We start from the raw sequence: 17,891 nt of genomic DNA, 5'->3' as shown, positions 1-17,891 counted from the left end.
CATGGGCGACTTGGGAGGGGAGCGGGCCGCCGGTTGCGGGGCTGGACCTGCGGGCTCCTGTGGGCCCTGCTCCGACGAGACCCTGGTGGAACTCGCGAAGGGGGCGCGTGAGCTGGCGTACGCTCCCTACTCCGGGTTTGCGGTGGGCGCAGCCCTCCTGACCCGGTCGGGCGACGTCTTCACGGGATGCAACGTGGAGAATGCATCTTACGGGCTGACGGTTTGCGCGGAGAGGGTGGCCATCTTCAAGGCCGTTTCCCAGGGCCACCGGGAGTTCGTGGCCCTGGCCGTGGTGGCGGATACGGAGGGCGTTTGCCTTCCCTGCGGCGCCTGCCGCCAGGTGATGAGGGAGTTTGGCGACCTGCGCGTGATCATGGCCAACCTCAGGGGGGAACGGGCGGTGAGCAGCGTGGGTGAGCTGCTTCCCTGGGGGTTCAGCTTGCCGCGCGGCGGGCGGGACGCGGGTAATCCTGCCCCGAACACCGGTGGAGCCAGGTAGGCTGGTAGGCCAGGCGCGCCGGGATCCGCGGCAGGCGGGCTGCGAGGCGAGCATGCCGCGACAAGACGCAGGTACTGGGGAGGAGAGTAAGCCTTGCTATGCGACCTCAGGAACTGGCAAGCCGCATAGACCAGACGCTCCTACGGCCCACCGCGACTCCAGCGGAGGTTGCCGCTCTTTGTGAGGGAGCGCGCAGGCACGGATTTGCGGCCGTCTGCGTAAGTCCGGCCTATGTCAGCCTGGCTGCGCGGCACCTGGAAGGTAGCCCGGTACGGATTTGCACCGTGGTGGGATTCCCGCTGGGGAATACGACCAGCGCGGTCAAGGCATACGAAGCGCAAGAAGCAGTGCGGGCCGGGGCGAGCGAGATCGACATGGTCATCAACATCGGGTTTCTCAAGGCCGGGTTGCTGGATGAGGTTAGGGAAGACATCCGGGCCGTGGTGCAGGCGGTCGCTCCGCTGGCCGTCGATCCGCATGCCGTCGATCCGCAGGCGGTTGATCCGCATGCGGTTGATCCGCAGGCGGGGAGCGCTGCCTCCCGGGACACGGGCGCGTGTGGCCCGTCCGGAAAGGACGGCCGTCCTCCAAAGGGTGGTCACCCGGTCGTCTCCGTCAAGGTCATCATTGAAACCTGCTACCTGACTGAAGAGGAAAAAGTGATGGCCTGTCGGCTGGCGGAGGAAGCCGGCGCGCACTTCGTGAAGAGCTCCACCGGATTTGGCCCGGGCGGTGCCACCGCGGACGATGTTCGCCTGATGCGGCGGCTGGTGGGTGACCGGCTGGGTGTCAAGGCGGCGGGCGGCATCCGCACGCTCTCGACAGCGCTGGCCCTGCTGGAGGCAGGCGCCGACCGCCTGGGCACGAGTTCCGGCGAAGCCATCATGGCCGAGCTGGTGGGGCTGACGTAGGGCCCTACGGAAGGGCGGTGGGGTTGTGCCACGCCGGAAGTCTCTTGCGCAAACGAGGAGCTTTCTTTACGCACTCGCCCGGTTCCTGGGGGATGTGCAGGCGGTTCGCAAGGGCCCCGGGGCTGTCGTTCGGCGCATGACACGCCGGGCCGTGGGCAGGGCGACCGGTCGTCTGCTGGGCAGGCTGTTCAGGTAGCCTGCGCTCATGGCCGGAGAAGTCATGCCGTATTGCGCCTCACGGCGGATTGGCTGAGGTGATATAGCCGGGGGCGGCTGACCCGGCCGGCAGGGCTGAACGTGGGATCCCACCCGGTCGGCAGCGCCGGAAAACTTCCGGAACTCGGGAGTGACTTGGTGTATGGCAGAGCCCGAAAACGGCCGGATTCCGCTCAACTCGTCGCATAGTGCGGGAATCACTATCAGGGCCTGGCGAGAGGAGGATTTTCCTGCCATTCAGGAGATCTCGTCGGGTGAAGGTTGGCTTACCCCAAAGGTAAGGCCGTCTGAGGCGTTCCTGGCCTGGGAAAGGTCGTATCCCGCCCTGGTGGCGGTCCATGAGGGTGAAGTCATCGGATTCCTGCGTGCGCTCACCGACGGCGAAGTGACCACATATGTGGCTGAACTGGCTGTGGTGCCGCGTTTCAGAAGACAGGGCATCGGTCGTGCCCTGATCGAGGCCTGCCACCGCCTTTGCCCCCACACCCGGCTTGACGTTCTTTTGATTGGGTCCGCCGATGCCTTCTACGAAGCTACGGGGTTTCATCCGTGTCGCGGTTACCGGAAGAGTCCAGACCAGGGTCCGCGGGCCGACGGCGCATGCCCTTCGGACCAGTGTCAACCTGTCGGACAGCCGTGATCGCGGGGAACGATGTCAGTGGGCTGACCCTGCCTACCGGCCGGACAGTATCAGCCACATGACTGTGTTTCCCCGCGGCTTGTGACATAATCAGCCCGACCCGTATCAAGCCTCGTGACTGTCGTTTACAAGCGCACCAACAGCATGGTGACCGTGTTCCCAGTACCACCGTCGGCAAGGATGACGGTGTTCTGAAGACCAGCACCGTCACCAGGGTGACAGTGTCGATGCTGGGACACGTCCCGGCAAGCATTAGGCGGCCGCGGTGCGTGAAGTAATGTTACCGGCCGCAGTAGGGGCAGATCGGCAGCGATACCGGGCGCAGCCGCCCGCAGTGCGGGCAGTCCTCCGCCACGCGGTTGCCGCACTCGGGGCAGAAAACGTACTCCCGGGCTACCGGAAGGCCACAGCGGGTGCACTGCCCCATGCGGGCGCGGGCGCGCATCACCCGCTGGGGGCTGAAGACGTAGCGGCGGAGGGCAACGATCCCCGCGGCCGTGATGGTGGCCCCCGCCAGGGACACCCCGAGTTGGGCCCACGCCCGGAACAGCGTCCAGGCGTATGCCCCTACCAGGAATGCAGCCTGCAGCACGGCGAAGGCCATGAAACCGGTCAAGAGTATAAGGTAGGGCGAGTGTTTACGGCGTACCACCTGCCACATTGCTACGGCGAGGGCCAGCAGGGGTAGCGCGTACCCCAGCCGGAGCAGGAACGCCTTCGTTTCATATTGCCGTGACAGGTGGGCGTACTCCGTGGAGACCAGGGCGCGGCGTTCCTCGAGCGTGCTCTGGGGCTCGCGCAGTGCTTCTTCCCAGCGCGTCACCACCGCCTGGGCCGCTGCGGCATTCTCGCGGGCGCGGTCGTACGCCGCCAGGGCGTCGTGGTAAGCCTGCCTTCTCTGGGGATCGTCCCGGCCCGCGTCGAGGAGGGTGCGGTACTCCTCCCGGCGGAATTCGTACTGCACGCGGGCCTGCGATTCTTGCTCGCGGGCCTGCCGGAGGATCTCCCGGGCCTGGTCGAGATCCGCCTGCAGGCGAGAGACCTCTTCTTCCAAGGACGACAGCCCGTGTTTTGCCACCAGGGCAGCGTATTCCGGTCGCCGGGGCACGTCCCCCAGCCGGTCAAGCACCCACAGGCCGCCCAGGAGCAGGAAAACGACCAGCCCCAGGGCCAGGATTTTCTCGGCCCGGGTGGCCTCCGTTGTCTCCTGCTCGTCCGGGTGAACGCTCATGCTGATCAGTCCTTTCCCGCTCGTCCCGGTGAACGCTCATGCTGATCTGCCCTTCATGATATGGAGCTCGCGCAGGCCGGTTCATCCTGCTGCAATGGCCTTCGCGATGGCTTCCCGAATCCCCTCGCGGGGAGCCTCGTACCCCCAACCGATCTCCTGGCCCTGCACGAAGATGGCGCGCGGGATCTGGTAGCGGAGGAGGACGTCCCGGTCGTCGGCGCAGAACTCGCGTAGCACCACCTTGTCGCCGAATTGGGCCGCCACCTCCCGCACCCGTTGGGCCTCGATGTTGCTTGTCTGGCAGAAGGTGTTCCAGAAAAGATCAACTGCGGCCTTGCCCGGTACGGGCTCGAAGATATACCGGGGCCTGAGCAGGCGGGGCCTGGCGAAGCCGGCCGTGGGCGAGCCGGAAGGGAGGAATCCTGTGCCGGGTTCTGAGCCGGTTACCCCCCATGGTATCCGGCGCGGTGCCACCTGGCCCGCCCTGGCCGGCTGGCCGGCGGGTTCATCCTCTGCAAATACCTTTCCGAATGCCTTCCAGAGCACGGCCTCGTCGTCCCGGCGGTCGGCCACCTCGTACCCGAGCCGCTCGAAGAAGGAGGCGGGCATGAACCAGAAGTCCCAGAAATAGGCGATGGTTGCTATCCCCCTCATGCCCTGGCGCCGCGCTTCTCCCTCGGAGGCAGCCACCAGGGCCCGGCCGGCACCCAATCCCCTGGCCTTCTGCTCGACGAACAGGCACGGCACTACCGCCAGGTCGTGTCCCAGGGGGCCCCAGGGTGACACGCTGATGGGCATGACGTGGGCGAATCCCACGGGATCCCCGTCCGCGATCGCCACCTTCACGCGCACGCCGGGGGCGTGCATCCTTTGCAGCCAGGCCAGCCGGCGCTCGGCGCAAGCGTCCATCTCGTCCGACTCGTTCACATGGGAGCACGTCCCCACATAGTAGGCGGTTTCGGGACTCATATCGATGACGCTGACTGCTGGCACCGTGTTCCCTCCCCCGGCCACAACCGGCCGTCGTCTATGTGGCCGCGTCGAACACCCCTCGTAACGCGGAGACATGGCCGCGCCGACAGCCTGGTAGCGTGCAAACATGGCCGTGTCGACCGTGGGAGCGCACAAATGTGGTGGAGTTGATAGCCTGGCTGGCGCAGAGCCGGCTTGCGTGGTTGCCTTTGAGCCGTCACCCAGTAGTTCCGCGGACGCTGCGCCAACTCCTTTGTACGTCGGCAGGGCGGCCGGGTGGCGGGCTGCGGGCCGTATCTACTGGGCCCCGTCCGAGCGCTTCATGGTGCCGCGTAGACCCTTCCCCGGTCGAGGACGTGGACAACGTGCCAGCCGGCGGCCGAGAGGTACTGGGCGATGAACCGCCGGTGACACTTCCACGGGAATCGTTCGCAGCACAGGATAGCTGCTGGTCCTTGTCCGGCCAGCGACAGGACCTGCTCCAATCCTTTACGGAAGGAAGCGGTTTGGGTATACGCCTCGTACCCGCCGCGCCGGTAACCGCCCAGTGTCTCTCCCAGGTAATGGTAAGCGATGTCCGCTTCGGCAAGCCAGGAGGCGAGGGACGAGCGCGTGAAGTGGGGATACCGCTGGCTGGTGGGAAAACGCCGCACATCCAGGATTATGGTGATACCGTAGTAGCGGAGGAGGTCCAGAAATTCCTCCTGCGTGCGGGTGCTGGAACCTACCGTGTAAACCACCGGGCGCGTCTCACCCCTGGGAGCGGCTTTCTTTTCGGGATCGAGCATCGTGCCCTCCTCCTCACTCAGATCATCCATTGCTTTCGCTGGAACCGCCTCGATACTCCTCCTGGGTGTTACCTGGCACCCTGCTGGCGTTTCTACAGGACGAGCCTGCCGCCCGAGATGTCACAGATCAAGGATTACGCTGTTGCCAACGGGTTCGAGAACCTGGACTATCTGCTCGAAAAGATGATCTACGAGGGTGGCTTCGGAGCACTGGTGATAATCGACGAGCTATCGGAGGAGCTAGAGGCCGTATTGGTCCGCCAGTTCAAGTTTCCAGTTGAGGTTATCACATTGTCGCGATACTCTAACGAGCAGGGGGACCGCATCTACCAGTTTGAGCCCTTTCTGGCAGATGTTACTGGCCCGGAAGAGGTTCCTGGAGGAGGTGCTGAACCGTCCGCCGGGCGCATGGACATTGCCGAGGTGGACACCATTGTGGTCCCGGCTCGAGAAGACGGGTTTAAAGAAGTGTTTCTGGGTGAAAACCGCTGGTACGCAATCCGCATCCACGGCAGCATGATTCCCAGGATCAAGCACATAGCTGCGTACCGGGTGGCTCCGATTTCTGCCGTTACACACATTGCTCGGGTCGGCTCGATCGAGCGCTGGAAAGAAAGCGACAAATACGTGGTTAACTTTGCTCAGCCAGCAGTAGAGATCAATCCCGTTCCATTGGTGAAACAGGGCAAGGTCAAACAGCTGCAGGGCCCCCGGTACACCTCACACGAAAGGCTGCTGAGTTCAAAAACCCTGGACGAAGCATTCTAGGACGAATCCAGTGGCCCCCGGCCGGATTGCCGCTTAAGGCCTCGGGGGCGGGAGAAATGCCGTCCGGCGTGCGGGCCCTGTACCGGGGCTCGCGGACAATTACCTTGTCCGCGGCAAGCATGCAGTCCGCAGCATGTCCACGGCACCAGCCATGATTCCCCTTTTACCGCCTCAGGATGCTTGAGTCGCGATGGAGGTGCACCTTGGTCCGCTTGAGCTTCTCGACCACCGGCAAGTCCGCGGGGACAAAGTCATAGGAGTGCAAGTCCGTGACCTTCACCCAGCGGGCGGCCACCCGGCCCAGACAGCCGGTGCCATGCTCCCGCACGTCGCACGCGTAGGCAAGCAGTAAGATGGGGCCACCGGCATACTCGTGGTAGACTACGGCAAAGATGTCCCCGACTGGGCCTCAATGCCCAACTCATCGTCCTGTCTGATTACCCCGGCCGTGACTATCAAGGGGTAGCCCCTCGGTCGCCAGGCCGCGCCCAACCGAAACTTTTGCTGGTCTCAGGAGGTGACGCTCAGGATGGGTAGAAATGGGTAGAAACGGTGGGTCTGGCGCTGACTGGGGGTGTGCGCAGGTGCAGGGCTCCGGATCCGGGAGTGCAACCTGGGTGGAGTTGATAGCCATAGCGGTCAAGGACACCGACCTCCGTTGCCGGCAGCTTGACGGGGGCGAAGTAGTCACCCCGCGGCCGGCGGGGGGCGTGCGAAACGAAGCCGAAGGGAATCCTGACGGTTTAGTACCCTTGGTCCGGGGTTCCGTGGGCTGTTGACCTGGTCCATGATAGAAAACCGTCCTCTCTTGAGCTGCCTGCGCGGGCTGGGATTGTGCCTTTGGCAGCTGGGGAGGGTGGACGAGGCGCACGCCGCTTTCGGTTGAGTCCTCCCGACAGCCTGGGGTCCGGTTTCAGCTGGCCCACCTTGAGGCAGGCTTGTCGTACCTTGCTATGCGGGAGCAGGAGGAGCGGTTCTGGGAGGGGAGGTGGCCGCATGGAGATTCCGCATGACGAATGGTACGCCGCCATCGGGAAGCGGCGCTCACGGCGGCGGTTTGATTCCCGCCCGGTAGAGCCTGAGTTGGTCAAACGCATGGAGGCGGTGTGTGACGGGTTCAGGCCTTTCGCCGAGGCGCGCGCCCTCCTTGTGGCGCGGCCAGCCCACGAGGTGGTAAAGGGCGTGGTTGGCAACTACGGGCAGGTGAGGGGGGCCCCTGCCTACGTGGCCATGGTGGGCGACATGGGAAGTCCCTATGTGCACGAGCGGGTGGGTTACACGGGGGAAGGCGTTGTGCTGGAAGCGACGGCACTGGGTTTGGGGACGTGCTGGGTGGGGGGATTCTTCCGGCCCGAGGTGGCAGGCCGGCTGCTGGGGATCCGGGATGGCGAGCGGGTGCTTGCAGTCATCCCCTTCGGTTACCCGGGCGGGCGAACCTGGGAGGAGGCCGTCATGACCGGCTTCGCGCGCTCGCACCGGCGCAAGCCCCTGGGCGAAATGGTGGATCCTGCGGACGAGTCCCGCTGGCCGCCCTGGGCGAAGGCTGCCCTCGAAGCTGCCCGCCTGTCCCCATCAGCGGTGAACCGCCAGCCGTGGCACTTCACGGTGGAACCGGACGGCATCACTGTGTCGGTGAGCGGCATCGGGGACACGTGGGGCATCGCCAGGCGCCTGGATTGCGGGATTGCCATGTTGCACATTGAGGTAGCGGCCCTTTTCCAGGGCGTGCGCGGTCATTGGGAGCCGTTGCCGCCCCCATGCGTGGCCAGGTTCAAGGTACGCGACGCGTTGCGATGACGTGCCGGGTTGGGGGTTGATGAGCCCCGGGGCTACGTGCGGGTGCGCTTTCACCGGGACGGACGGTGCTGCCGGGCGGCACGTGCCCTGCCCATGTAGCGGAGACTTACCTCAGTGAGGTATCGCAGCACCGGATCATCGGGGCGCAATTCCCGCAACGGGAGCAGACCCTCGACCAGCTTCCGCATGCGGGTGAAGGTGAGGTCATCCGGCCGTATGGTAACCAGGTGAACCCCCTTTTCCTGGCTGATTCCCCTCTTGATGTAGTCGCGCCCCATCGTGAGCCTGGCCTGGGCCGGGTCAGGATATACGTCAGTGGGACCGTAATGCTGGGGACCGTTGAACTCGAACGCCACTCCCGCAGTATACCACCGGTCGTACTCCATGTTTTCACCGGTCATGGGGTTGCGGAGGAAGCCGGGGCGCGCATTGTCGTCGAAGTCGTCCGAATCCACGATCAGATTAAGCCACTCGCGCATGAGCGCCTCTCCCTTGTGCTCAGTGCGGTCAATGCGTTTCCTTACCCTGGCGACTTCCGCCTGTCTCTCCTCGAGGACGGGATTCCGTACCACGAAGGTGGTCTCTCCGTGATTCCCTCCTTCCATGCTGAGCCAGCCACTATCCACGAGGATACCCAAGTACTTGCGCAGGGTATCACGGTGGATGCCCAGCGCCCGCGCCAGTTTGATCTGACTGGCTGACAGCCGGTTAGTCCCCGGTGAACAGCGGCTCAGCAGGAAAATGTGGAGGGATTTGGCTTGCCACGGCAAGGCAGCCTCAAGCAGGTCCACCGGGACCTTGACCCACCACACTCGCGCCATACATCGCGTCTTACCGATGGCACTGGGGCTTGGGGCGCCGATTGATTGCCGATCACAACCTGACATGACCTCTTGGTCACCTCCGGTTTGAGTGGTCGCCTGCGCGCTCCCAGTCCCCTTCGAGTGCCAGCGGCCCCCCGCACTGCCTTCTGCCAGTATTTGACACAACGTACCAAAATCCTCCTGACGAGGTTCCGGTGCTGCCGCGAATTTGGTCAGGTCCTGGGGCGTATGGGTGCCGAATTCTCGTGCACCCGCGGGGCTTTGGCCCGATTTCCGGGTGACCGCATTGGTTGCGTCTACATAAGATCGACCTTGGCGTGGTTATGTTTCACTCGGCTGGGGGAGGGAGGGACGTGGGAGGGTGTTGGCGGGGTCGGAGCCGGGGGAGCTGCCGGAAGTTTGGGCGGTACCCGGGCGACAAGATGCCGAGAACGTCGTCAGGGCGGGGGGAACGGGGAATGCCGGGGCGAGGGCGGCAAGGTGGTCATCATGGCTTCCGCCGGCAGCCACGGCCAGTCCATCGCGCACGCGGCGGGGGGCGGTGGACTTCGGGGACGGGGGGCAGTGGGACCGGGGCGACGGTGGGTAGTGTCCGACCAGGCCTTGGCCTTCCAGCCGGTTCAGGGCGTGGGTGATGAGGAACGAGGGCACGGGCAGTGCCCGACATATATGCTGTTCCGCGGCCGCGCCGGCCAGCTGGAGGTAACGCAGGATGACCGCCTCGGTCGCCTCGGATCTGCCTATGCTGGCGGCGGCGGCCACTGCCTGCGGAAAGCGCCGTGGGAAAAGATCCCATACGTATGTGTATCTCCGCGGCCCCTCGGGTCGGGTGCCCACCGGTACCAGGAGCATGGCGGTCTGTAACTCCGTGAGGGCTCGATCCAGTGACGTCCGCCTGACCGCAAAGTGTTGCTGCAGTTCGATGGTGGAGGTCGCACCCCGGGCGGCGATGTGTTCGTAGACGGAGCAGGCCAGCACTCCCACCCTGGCCTCGTCGCGGGCGTTGGCGCAGTCGTCGTCTTCGCCCAGGTTGCCCGTCATGGCATAGAACCAGGGCAGCATGCCGGATGAGACGTACGTTGGCTTGCGGTGGATAAGCTTGCCGTAGTAAAGCCGGCCGGATTCCAGGAAGCCGTCCTTCCAGGTCCAGGACCAGTCCCAGCGGATGTCCTCGTCGTGTGTGGGCAGGACCTCGAACAATGATGGTACCGCGGGGACGGGGAAGGGATCGTCGGGAGCCTCGGGCGTGAAGGCATGGCAGAACCCGAGTTCCTCGATGAGGCAGGCTACCTGCTCGGGCCCGGATACGCTGAACCGTTCCCTGAGCCTCAGCCGGAGTGCCGCGGCCGCCTCCCAGACGCGCGCCTCGCCCTGGCAGCCGAGTGTGACCTGCGCGCAGGTGCTGCCCGGCGTTCCGGCGACCTCTCCCGGGCTGACATGGTTGTCGAGCGGAGCCCCCGCGGGATTGCCTTCGATCCCTGTCCAGTACCACATCGGTTAGAGCATATCAGAACAGACGTCCCCCCGCTACTCCCGGCCTGTGGGGCCCGACTATTGCTTACCGGTTGGCGAAGTGGTAACGTCTGTACGAAGTCAGGGACCGGCCGGGGTGTGTCCCTGCAGCGGTTCGCCCTGGGGGTCGATAGAATGAGTGATTGCAAGGTTGCACCCTGCGGGTCGATAGAATGAGTGATTGCAAGGTTGCACCCTGCGGGATCGACTGCGCTCAGTGCGATAAGCTGGATACTCAGGTGCTGCGTGGATGAAAGGCGGTTGGAGTTCTGCAGCGATTGTGTAAAGTTCCCCTGCGAAAGGCTTCAGAACTGGGCTGCGAGGGATGAGGGATACGGTAGGGCTCTCGCGCGCCTCAAAGGCATGGTGAAGAAGCCTTAGCAGATCGATGGGGTGGCGGCCGGGTGCGAGCCCAGGTGGCGACTAGGGTGCACCCGGGGCGCGCGTGCGGAGGACATGCCATAACCCGAGAGAGGCCAGGCAGCCCATGGCACCGCCGAAATAGAAGGGAGCTGCGGCGCCCAACAGGTTCCACAGCAGGCCGGCCAGGGCGGAGGCGGGCAGCAGGCCGATCCCCACCAGGGTGGCGTGTAATCCGATCAGGGTGGCTTTCTGGTGGGCAGGGGCGATGTCGGCCACCAGGGCCTTTTCCACGCCCTCCGTGAACCCGATGTAGATGCCGTATGCCGCGAACAGCCACCACAGGGAGCCGGGATCCCGGACTACGGCGAATCCCAGGTAGACCAGACCGTAAGCCAGATAGCCCAGGACGAGCAGGGTGCGCCTGCCGATGCGGTCCGAGAGCTTCCCGGCCGGGTAAGACACCAGCGCGTAGACCAGGTTGTACAGCAGGTACAGGAGGAGGACCTTCTCGGGTGCGAATCCCAGGTTGCGCGCCCGCAGGAGGAGGAACTGGTTGGACGAGTTCCCCAGGGTGAACAGGAAGGTGACTACCAGGAAAGCGCGCAGGCGGGGATCCAGGGCACCCCACTGGAAGGAAACCTGGCGGCGTGCCGCTGCTGCTGCTCCCCTTTCGCGCACCAGGAAGAGGCAGGCCACGCCCAGGGCAGCCGGGATGATTGAGTAAATGAAGACCATGCGGTAGTCCCCGTGGTAGCCGGTCAGGAAGTAGTAGGCCAGAACCACGCCCAGGACGGCACCAAGGGTGTCCATGAGACGGTGGAGGCCGAATGCGGCTCCGCGTGCTCCCTCTCGCGCTGATTCTGCGATGATGGCGTCGCGGGGGGCGGTGCGGACTCCCTTGCCAAAGCGGTCGGCCAGACGGCCCACCAGTACACCCGTCCAGGAGGTGGCTATGACCAGGAACAGCTTGCCCACCACCGAGAAGCCATACCCGGCGATGGCCAGGGGCTTGCGTCGGCCGAAGCGGTCGGATATGGCACCGGAAAAGACCTTGAGCAGGCTGGCCAGGCTCTCGGCCATGCCTTCGATGATGCCCACGATGGCCGGGGTCGCCCCCAGGGTACTGGTGAGGAAGAGGGGGAGCAACGGGTACACCATCTCGGTAGAGATGTCCGTGAGCAGGCTGGTCAGGCCCATTATGATTATGTTGAACATCAGTCGGACCCCTTTTCTGTAGAATACCCTGCGCGGCTGCGGCGCCCCGTACGGGCAGCGAACAGCGGCGGCTTGGGGGTGTCGGGAGGTATGCACGCCGATCTTTGAAGGTGCACTGCCCGGGTTCCTTGAGCTGCCGCCAAACGGCCACCCGGTAGGGGGACGGGTCGGGCGGGGTCTAGTGGCCGAGCAACAACCGACTCTCCTGCACGGGTAGCCTCCCCCGCGTATCGTGTAACGACCGTTACGTCAAAACCTTACCATGGCCGCAGGCATCCGTCAAGGGGTCAGACGTCAGACTGGGCGGTCAGACTGTGCTGATGGGGTAGCACGATTCTGGGGCCACCCAGAATTGTTTGGGGTGGGAGCAGCTGGATGCTCCCGCGGCCCCGCGCCGGCAGGGAAAAAGGGCAAGGAGGGCGGACCCTGGTGGTAGGCAATCCGTACGGACCTAGCACTTTCGACCCCGCATGCTGCGCGGAGCAGGCCGGGATCGACATCATCGCGCTGGTTTCGATTCCCTGCTGTCCCGTCCGGCGCGGGACTTCCCGATGATCCAGGGTCGTGGTGTCCATTACCGCCGCCCTCGGGATGCTGATGGGTGCGCTGGCGGGGTTGTCAGCAGTTTAACCATTTCATAGGTGTTCATTGGTATTTGTCCTGATTGACAGGAAAACTCACGTTCGCTAGACTGGAAGCATTGACCAGCTCTACGGCATCGAACGGGCAGCGGCTCTCCTCGGTGTCCACCCCGACACCATCCGCCGCTGGGAACAGCAGGGCAAAATCCGGGTCTTGCGCACGCCGGGCGGCAAGCGGCGGGTCCCGGAATCCGAGATCCGCCGCCTCCGGGGCGAGGTCCAGGGAAACCGGCAGCGGGTCCTCGCCATTTACGGGCGCGTGTCCTCTCACGAGCAGAAGGCCAAGGGGGATCTGGATCGCCAGGTGGCCCACATCCGGACGGTGATGGCCGGGCAGGGATTTGACCGGATCATCGCGGTTACCGACGTGGCCTCCGGCCTCTCCGACCGGCGCAAGGGCCTCTTGCGGCTCATGGAACTGGCGAGGCGGGGCGAGATCACCGACGTGGCGGTGACGTACGAGGACCGGCTGACGCGGTTTGGGTTCGGTTTTCTGGCCCGGTACTTCGCCAGCCACGGCGTCCGCCTCCATGTGGTGGAAGGGCAGGAAGACCGGAAGCCCCTACAGGAAGAGCTGGTGGATGACCTGCTGGCGATTGTGGCCAGCTTTGCGGGCAAGCTGTACGGTCTTGGAGCCACAAGAAGGCCCGGGAACTGGTGTCGGCAGTGAAGGCGGTGGTGGCGGGTGCAGGCACCTGGTACCTTTTCGCCACCACGGAGCGGCCGGCGGCGGAGCGGGTGACCCGCCGGCAGGCCGGTGCCCTGGGGGTGGACCTGAACGCGGACCGGGTGGCGGTGGGCGAGGTGGACCGGTTCGGCAACCCGGTAGCCGCCAGGGACCTGCACATCCGACTGGAGGGCCGGCGGAAGGAACAGGTGCTGGCCACCCTGGGGGATGCGGTGGTAGATGTCGTCGCCTGGGCCCGGGGGGCCGGCAAGCCAGTGGTGGTGGAGCGGCTGGACTTCCGGGCGAAGAAAGCGCGGCTGCGGGAAGTGTCGGACCGGCACGCCCGCAAGCTGTCGCACTTTGCGTATGCCGCCTTTCACGCCCTGCTGGTGTCCCGGGCGGCCCGGGAGGGCGTGGAGGTCATCGCGGTGAATCCGGCCTACACGAGTGTGATTGGGAAGGTCAAGTTTCTGGCCCGGTACGGGCTTTCGCCGCACGGGGCAGCGGCAGTGGCGATTGCCCGGCGGGGCCTGAAGTTTGGGGAGCGGCTGCGGTCCGGAAACGTCCGCCCGCTACCTGCAAGGAATCGCGGGCGGCACGTCTGGAGCGACTGGAGCCGGGTTCTCCCCAGCGTGCGTGGGCGAAAGCAGACGCACGCCTTATACCAGCGTCCCTCCGAGGGAGGCCCAGGCAGGGGGGAACCCCTATCCGCGCCGGCACCGGCGGGTGCAAGCCCGCGCGGCCCGGGGCGAGATGGTCTGGCTTGGGTCCCGGGGTGCGATCCCCCGGAGCGAATCGCCGGGAGCACTGTTCGCCCGGCGTCGTAAGCATGGATTACGTAGCAAGGCTTACGTTTCTAGGAACGGTAATTGCCGTGCCGGGGGTGCACCGGCGTGGCGCCGGGAGCTGTGTGGCGTGGTTCGGAGTTTGCGGTAGAGGCTTGCCCGGCTGATTCCCAGTTCGCGGGCGGCTTGGTCCACCGCCCTGCTTCCCGACCCGTAGCGGGCCAGGCAGGCTTGGATGAGGCTGGCCTCGAAACGGCGCACTTGCTCGCGCAGCGTACCACCGCCGGGCGCCGTCGTGTGACGGCGCAGGCGCGGCGGCAGGCTATCCAGGGTGATGGTGGGCCCCTTCGCCAGGTGGACGGCGTATTCCACGGTGTTCTGCAGTTCCCGCACGTTGCCCGGCCAGTCATATGCCAGGAAGGCTTCCAGGACGGCCCGGCTGAAGCCGCTCACTTCCTTTGGCACCAGGTGACGCTGGTTGTCCAGGAAGTACTCGGCCAGCAGGGGGATGTCTTCCCGCCGCTCGCGGAGGGGTGGGATCTGCAGGGGGATGACGCTCAGGCGGAAGTAGAGGTCCTCGCGGAACTCGTGGTCGTGCATCATTTGCTCCAGGTCGCGGTTGCTGGCCGCGATCACCCGCACGTCCACGGGTATGGGACGGGTTCCGCCCACGCGTTCCACCACGTGGTCCTGCAGGACGCGCAGGAGCTTCACCTGCAGATGCAGGGGCATATCGCCTATCTCGTCCAGGAAGATGGTGCCACCGCTGGCCAGCTCGAACTTGCCCGGCTTGCCCTCGCGCCGCGCTCCGGTAAATGCCCCGCCCTCGTAGCCGAAGAGCTCGCTTTCCAGCAGGGTTTCGGGGATGGCGCCGCAGTTGATGACCACGAACGGGCCGGCCGCCCGGGGGCTGGCGGCGTGGATGGCGCGGGCAAACATCTCCTTGCCGGTGCCGCTTTCACCGCAGATGAGGACGGTGACGTCGCTGGCCGCCACCTGCATGGCCTGCTCCTTGACTCGCAGGATGGCGGGACTGGTCCCCTTGATGTCCGCGAAGGTGCAAACGGGGCGCGTATCGGTCATGCTGCGCACGAGGCGGCGCACCTCGGAGAACGCCCGGAAAGTGGCCACCACTCCCTTGACGGCGCCCTCCACGCGCACGGGGAAGGCGGTGACCAGGAAGTGGCCTGGCCGGGGCCGCTGGTACATCTCTTCGCGTTCCCGGTATCCCTGCCCCGTGGCCAGCACCGTGAGCATGGGAGAATCCGGCCACAGGGCCGACAGGTGCCTACCCAGCAGTTCCCGTCGCGGCAGCCCGATGAGGACTTCCGCAGAGCGGTTGCAGTGGGATATGAATCCCCCTTCGTCGATGGCCAGGACTCCTTCCCCGATGCTCTCCAAGATGGTGCCCAGCTGGCTCGAGGTGATGCTCAAACGGGTGATGGCCTGGTGCTCCCTGACCTTGCTGGCCAGCAGTTCGGCCATGCGGTGCAGGAACTGGAGCATCTCCCGCTGCTTCCCCAGCAGGATCTCCCGCTGGGCGGCGTTCATGGCCGAAAGTCCGAGTACTCCCACCACCCGGCCGTCCACCACGACGGGGCAGCAGATCTCGGCCTGCTCTTCGGTTTCGCCGGTGAGGGAGCGGGGGTCGTAGGTGGGGTCGGAAGCGGGGTCTTCTACCACAAAGGACTGCCCGGTGCGCAGGACCCGGCCGTACAGGAACCCGGCCGACGGGTCGCCGCCTTCCTCCTTGGTGCCGATGCGCTGGCGGTACTTACCGGTCCCGGCCACCACAGTCAGTTCGTCATCCACGATTTCGGTTTCCACACCCAGGGCGGCAGAGACCGCCTCCGCCACCTGCTGGGCCGTGGCCTGGATGGACATCAAATCCGACATAGGCAACCTCGCCCGGCGGCTCCGGCCGCGTAGTGCAGGAGCCGGTGGTACGCGTCGCTTGAGCGCAGTAGTTACTTCGGCGTATCCAGCAGACCATCCTTCCCGGGACCGAAGGGATCCCTCCAGCGCCGGGGCACCGCGTACGGTCGGGAGCCAGGCTATACGGTGGCGTGGGCAGGGGAGAGAGGGCTGAGCCACTTGTGGGCTTCGGCGATGGAGTAGGCGGCCAGTGCTCCTTCCTGGGCGGCCTCCATGATGCGGCGCGGGCGTACGGCGTCTCCCACCACGTAGACTTCTCCGACACGCCCGGCCAGGTCGAGGGCGAGGTCGTTCACCGGAGTGGCCCCCACCGCCAGCACCACGGTATCGGCCGGGAACGACCGGGTCTGCATGTGGCGGTCGACGGTGTGTACGGTGCTGTCGGAGATTGCGGTCACCGTGACCCCGGTCAGGCCGGTGATGCCCAGGCGCTTGAACCGGCCCAGCAGGTCCAGGCGGGTGATGGGTTCCATGTCCAGGGCCAGGTCCTCCAGCATCTCCAGGATGGTGACCTGCTTGCCGCGTCCGCCCAGGAACTCGGCGGTCTCGCAACCCACCTGGCCGCCTCCGACGATCACCACTTTCTGGCCGTCGACCTGCCGGGTACCGGCCAGGACGTCCCAGGCCTGGGCCACGCGGGGTCCGTCCACCCCGGGGATGTCCGGACTGGCGGGGACGGCGCCGGTGGCGATGATCGCGGCGGCGGGTTGTTCGCGCAGGACATCCTCCGCCGAGACCTGCCGGCCCGTCATCACCCGCACCCGGAACAGGGAGAGTTCCCTGATGAGGAAATCGGTGAACCAGTTGATCTTGTCTTTATGAGGAGGAAGCGCGGCCAGGAGCATCTGGCCACCCAGGCGGCCGGACTTCTCGAAGAGCACCACGTCGTGGCCGCGCATAGCGGCGATGCGGGCCGCCTCCATGCCGGCGGGGCCGCCTCCCACCACCACCACCTTCACCCGGTGGGGGGCGGGCGGGATGGTGCCCAGCAGTTCTTCCATCCCCACGGCGGGGTTGACCGTACAGCGCATGATGCTGGAGGCGAATATCCCGTTACCCACGCAACCGACGTTGCAACTGATGCACCGGTTGATGCGGTCGGTATGGCCGGTTGCTGCCTTGAGGGCGAACTCGGCGTCGGTGATGAGGCCGCGGCCCACCGCCACGAAGTCGGCCTTGCCCTCGGCGATGATGCGGTCCGCCATCTCGGGCGTGCGGATGACGCCCACGGTGATTACCGGAATCCTCACCACCTGCTTGATGGCCTCTGCCAGGTAGACGCGCCAGCCCTCAGGATAGGACATGGGCTCCAGGACGCGGTCCATGCTTTCGTAGATGCCGGCGGATACGTGCAGGACGTCCACCCCCGCCTGTTCCAGCATCGCCGCCACCCTCTTGGCTTCTTCTAACGTGAGGCCACCTTCCACGAACTCGTCGGCGCTGAGCCGGAAGCCGATGATGAAGTCGTCCCCCACCTTCTCGCGGGCGCGGCGGACGATCTCCAGGGGGAAGCGCATGCGACCCTCTAGTGTACCCCCGTACTGGTCGATGCGCTTGTTCGTGTACGGCGAGATGAACTGGCCGATCAGGTAGCCGTGGGCACCGTGAAGTTCCACGCCGTCGAACCCGGCCAGCCTGGCACGCGCGGTGGCCTCCGCGAACTTGTTGATGAGGGACTCGATCTCCCCGATGGTCAGTTCCCGGGGCTGGACGCCCAGGTACCTGCACGGGACCGGGGATGGTGCGACCGGCACATGTCCCTCGGTGATGGCGGGGGTGGTCTGTCTGCCCGCGTGGTGGATCTGCTGGAGGGCCACCGCCCCGTGACGCTTGATGGCCGTGGCCAGAAGGCGCAGTCCGGGGATGAACTTGTCGTTGTCGATGCGGTGCTGGCGGACCACATTCTTGCCCGCCGGGTAGTCGACCTGGGCGTTCTCCACGATGATCATGCCCGTGCCGCCTTTGGCGCGTTCCTCGTAGTAGCGGATCATGCGGTCCGTGACTTCGCCGTCCTCGCCCGCATAGTTGGTGGCCATGGGCGGCATCACCAGGCGGTTCCGCACGGTGACCTTCCCGATACGACCCGGCTGAAACAGATTGGGATAGTGACTGGTAGGCACTGGCGCT

The 17,891-nt window shown here is 65.6% G+C and carries 15 protein-coding genes and 1 pseudogene; 8 read left to right on the top strand and 8 right to left on the bottom strand.

Annotated elements, in window-relative coordinates; genetic code table 11:
* Window position 1: 1 nt before the first annotated feature.
* The 3 genes from AB1446_01225 to AB1446_01215 all read left to right on the top strand — a co-directional run bounded on the left by AB1446_01225 (window position 2) and on the right by AB1446_01215 (window position 2,266).
* A complete protein-coding gene (locus AB1446_01225) occupies window positions 2–499 on the top strand; it encodes a cytidine deaminase (protein ID MEW6545525.1) in 498 nt (165 codons plus the stop codon).
* A 98-nt stretch (window positions 500–597) separates the two neighbouring features.
* Window positions 598–1,410 carry a deoxyribose-phosphate aldolase gene (gene deoC, locus AB1446_01220; protein MEW6545524.1) on the top strand — a complete coding sequence of 271 codons (813 nt, stop codon included), beginning with the start codon at window positions 598–600 and terminating at the stop codon, window positions 1,408–1,410.
* 358 nt (window positions 1,411–1,768) lie between these two features.
* On the top strand, window positions 1,769–2,266 hold the full coding sequence (locus tag AB1446_01215) for a GNAT family N-acetyltransferase (protein ID MEW6545523.1): 498 nt from the start codon (window positions 1,769–1,771) through the stop codon (window positions 2,264–2,266).
* Window positions 2,267–2,546: 280 nt separating this feature from the next.
* Here the strand turns inward: AB1446_01215 and AB1446_01210 are convergent, their stop codons facing one another.
* From AB1446_01210 to AB1446_01200, 3 genes are all read right to left on the bottom strand, one after another.
* Complete coding sequence (locus tag AB1446_01210; protein MEW6545522.1) at window positions 2,547–3,497, bottom strand: zinc ribbon domain-containing protein; 951 nt, start codon at window positions 3,495–3,497, stop codon at window positions 2,547–2,549.
* Between the two features lie 81 nt (window positions 3,498–3,578).
* Entirely contained in the window at window positions 3,579–4,490 is a 912-nt protein-coding gene (locus AB1446_01205; GenBank protein ID MEW6545521.1) for a GNAT family N-acetyltransferase, read from the bottom strand.
* Window positions 4,491–4,789: 299 nt separating this feature from the next.
* The gene (locus tag AB1446_01200; protein ID MEW6545520.1) at window positions 4,790–5,257 is read right to left on the bottom strand and encodes a DUF488 domain-containing protein; all 468 of its coding nucleotides are present in this window, start codon (window positions 5,255–5,257) and stop codon (window positions 4,790–4,792) included.
* A 117-nt stretch (window positions 5,258–5,374) separates the two neighbouring features.
* Between AB1446_01200 and AB1446_01195 the strand changes: the two genes are divergently transcribed.
* The 3 genes from AB1446_01195 to AB1446_01185 all read left to right on the top strand — a co-directional run bounded on the left by AB1446_01195 (window position 5,375) and on the right by AB1446_01185 (window position 7,822).
* On the top strand, window positions 5,375–6,025 hold the full coding sequence (locus AB1446_01195) for a hypothetical protein (protein ID MEW6545519.1): 651 nt from the start codon (window positions 5,375–5,377) through the stop codon (window positions 6,023–6,025).
* 617 nt (window positions 6,026–6,642) lie between these two features.
* A complete protein-coding gene (locus AB1446_01190; protein MEW6545518.1) occupies window positions 6,643–6,804 on the top strand; it encodes a hypothetical protein in 162 nt (53 codons plus the stop codon).
* 217 nt (window positions 6,805–7,021) lie between these two features.
* Window positions 7,022–7,822 carry a nitroreductase family protein gene (locus AB1446_01185; protein MEW6545517.1) on the top strand — a complete coding sequence of 267 codons (801 nt, stop codon included), beginning with the start codon at window positions 7,022–7,024 and terminating at the stop codon, window positions 7,820–7,822.
* A gap of 50 nt (window positions 7,823–7,872) precedes the next feature.
* On the opposite strand, the gene AB1446_01180 is transcribed toward AB1446_01185, so the two are convergent.
* From AB1446_01180 to AB1446_01170, 3 genes are all read right to left on the bottom strand, one after another.
* Window positions 7,873–8,613, bottom strand: coding sequence for a hypothetical protein (locus AB1446_01180; protein MEW6545516.1), 741 nt, complete (start codon window positions 8,611–8,613; stop codon window positions 7,873–7,875).
* Window positions 8,614–8,967: 354 nt separating this feature from the next.
* Entirely contained in the window at window positions 8,968–10,140 is a 1,173-nt protein-coding gene (locus tag AB1446_01175; protein ID MEW6545515.1) for a hypothetical protein, read from the bottom strand.
* Window positions 10,141–10,581: 441 nt separating this feature from the next.
* The gene (locus tag AB1446_01170; GenBank protein MEW6545514.1) at window positions 10,582–11,736 is read right to left on the bottom strand and encodes an MFS transporter; all 1,155 of its coding nucleotides are present in this window, start codon (window positions 11,734–11,736) and stop codon (window positions 10,582–10,584) included.
* A 699-nt stretch (window positions 11,737–12,435) separates the two neighbouring features.
* Here AB1446_01170 and AB1446_01165 point away from each other — a divergent pair.
* Window positions 12,436–13,049, top strand: a pseudogene (locus tag AB1446_01165) (IS607 family transposase).
* Window positions 13,035–13,871, top strand: coding sequence for an IS200/IS605 family accessory protein TnpB-related protein (locus AB1446_01160; GenBank protein MEW6545513.1), 837 nt, complete (start codon window positions 13,035–13,037; stop codon window positions 13,869–13,871). The pseudogene AB1446_01165 and the gene AB1446_01160 overlap by 15 nt, the downstream one beginning before the upstream one ends.
* A gap of 21 nt (window positions 13,872–13,892) precedes the next feature.
* On the opposite strand, the gene AB1446_01155 is transcribed toward AB1446_01160, so the two are convergent.
* Together AB1446_01155 and AB1446_01150 are read right to left on the bottom strand one after the other, a co-directional pair.
* Entirely contained in the window at window positions 13,893–15,725 is a 1,833-nt protein-coding gene (locus tag AB1446_01155; protein ID MEW6545512.1) for a sigma 54-interacting transcriptional regulator, read from the bottom strand.
* Between the two features lie 158 nt (window positions 15,726–15,883).
* The gene (locus AB1446_01150) at window positions 15,884–17,884 is read right to left on the bottom strand and encodes an FAD-dependent oxidoreductase (protein MEW6545511.1); all 2,001 of its coding nucleotides are present in this window, start codon (window positions 17,882–17,884) and stop codon (window positions 15,884–15,886) included.
* Window positions 17,885–17,891 lie beyond the last annotated feature (7 nt).

Source organism: Bacillota bacterium, assembly GCA_040757085.1.
Classification (GTDB): Bacteria; Bacillota; Sulfobacillia; order JACIYH01; family JACIYH01; genus JACIYH01.
This window is presented reverse-complemented; position numbering and strand designations above follow the sequence as displayed.

Bases quoted from the DNA above. Each gene is read 5' to 3' on its own strand.
- AB1446_01155 (MEW6545512.1), bottom strand. From the start codon at position 15,725: ATGTCGGATTTGATGTCCATCCAGGCCACGGCCCAGCAGGTGGCGGAG.
- AB1446_01225 (MEW6545525.1), top strand. From the start codon at position 2: ATGGGCGACTTGGGAGGGGAGCGGGCCGCCGGTTGCGGGGCTGGACCT.
- AB1446_01200 (MEW6545520.1), bottom strand. From the start codon at position 5,257: ATGCTCGATCCCGAAAAGAAAGCCGCTCCCAGGGGTGAGACGCGCCCG.
- AB1446_01185 (MEW6545517.1), top strand. From the start codon at position 7,022: ATGGAGATTCCGCATGACGAATGGTACGCCGCCATCGGGAAGCGGCGC.
- AB1446_01170 (MEW6545514.1), bottom strand. From the start codon at position 11,736: ATGTTCAACATAATCATAATGGGCCTGACCAGCCTGCTCACGGACATC.
- AB1446_01210 (MEW6545522.1), bottom strand. From the start codon at position 3,497: ATGAGCGTTCACCCGGACGAGCAGGAGACAACGGAGGCCACCCGGGCC.
- AB1446_01175 (MEW6545515.1), bottom strand. From the start codon at position 10,140: ATGTGGTACTGGACAGGGATCGAAGGCAATCCCGCGGGGGCTCCGCTC.
- deoC (MEW6545524.1), top strand. From the start codon at position 598: ATGCGACCTCAGGAACTGGCAAGCCGCATAGACCAGACGCTCCTACGG.
- AB1446_01195 (MEW6545519.1), top strand. From the start codon at position 5,375: ATGTCACAGATCAAGGATTACGCTGTTGCCAACGGGTTCGAGAACCTG.
- AB1446_01215 (MEW6545523.1), top strand. From the start codon at position 1,769: ATGGCAGAGCCCGAAAACGGCCGGATTCCGCTCAACTCGTCGCATAGT.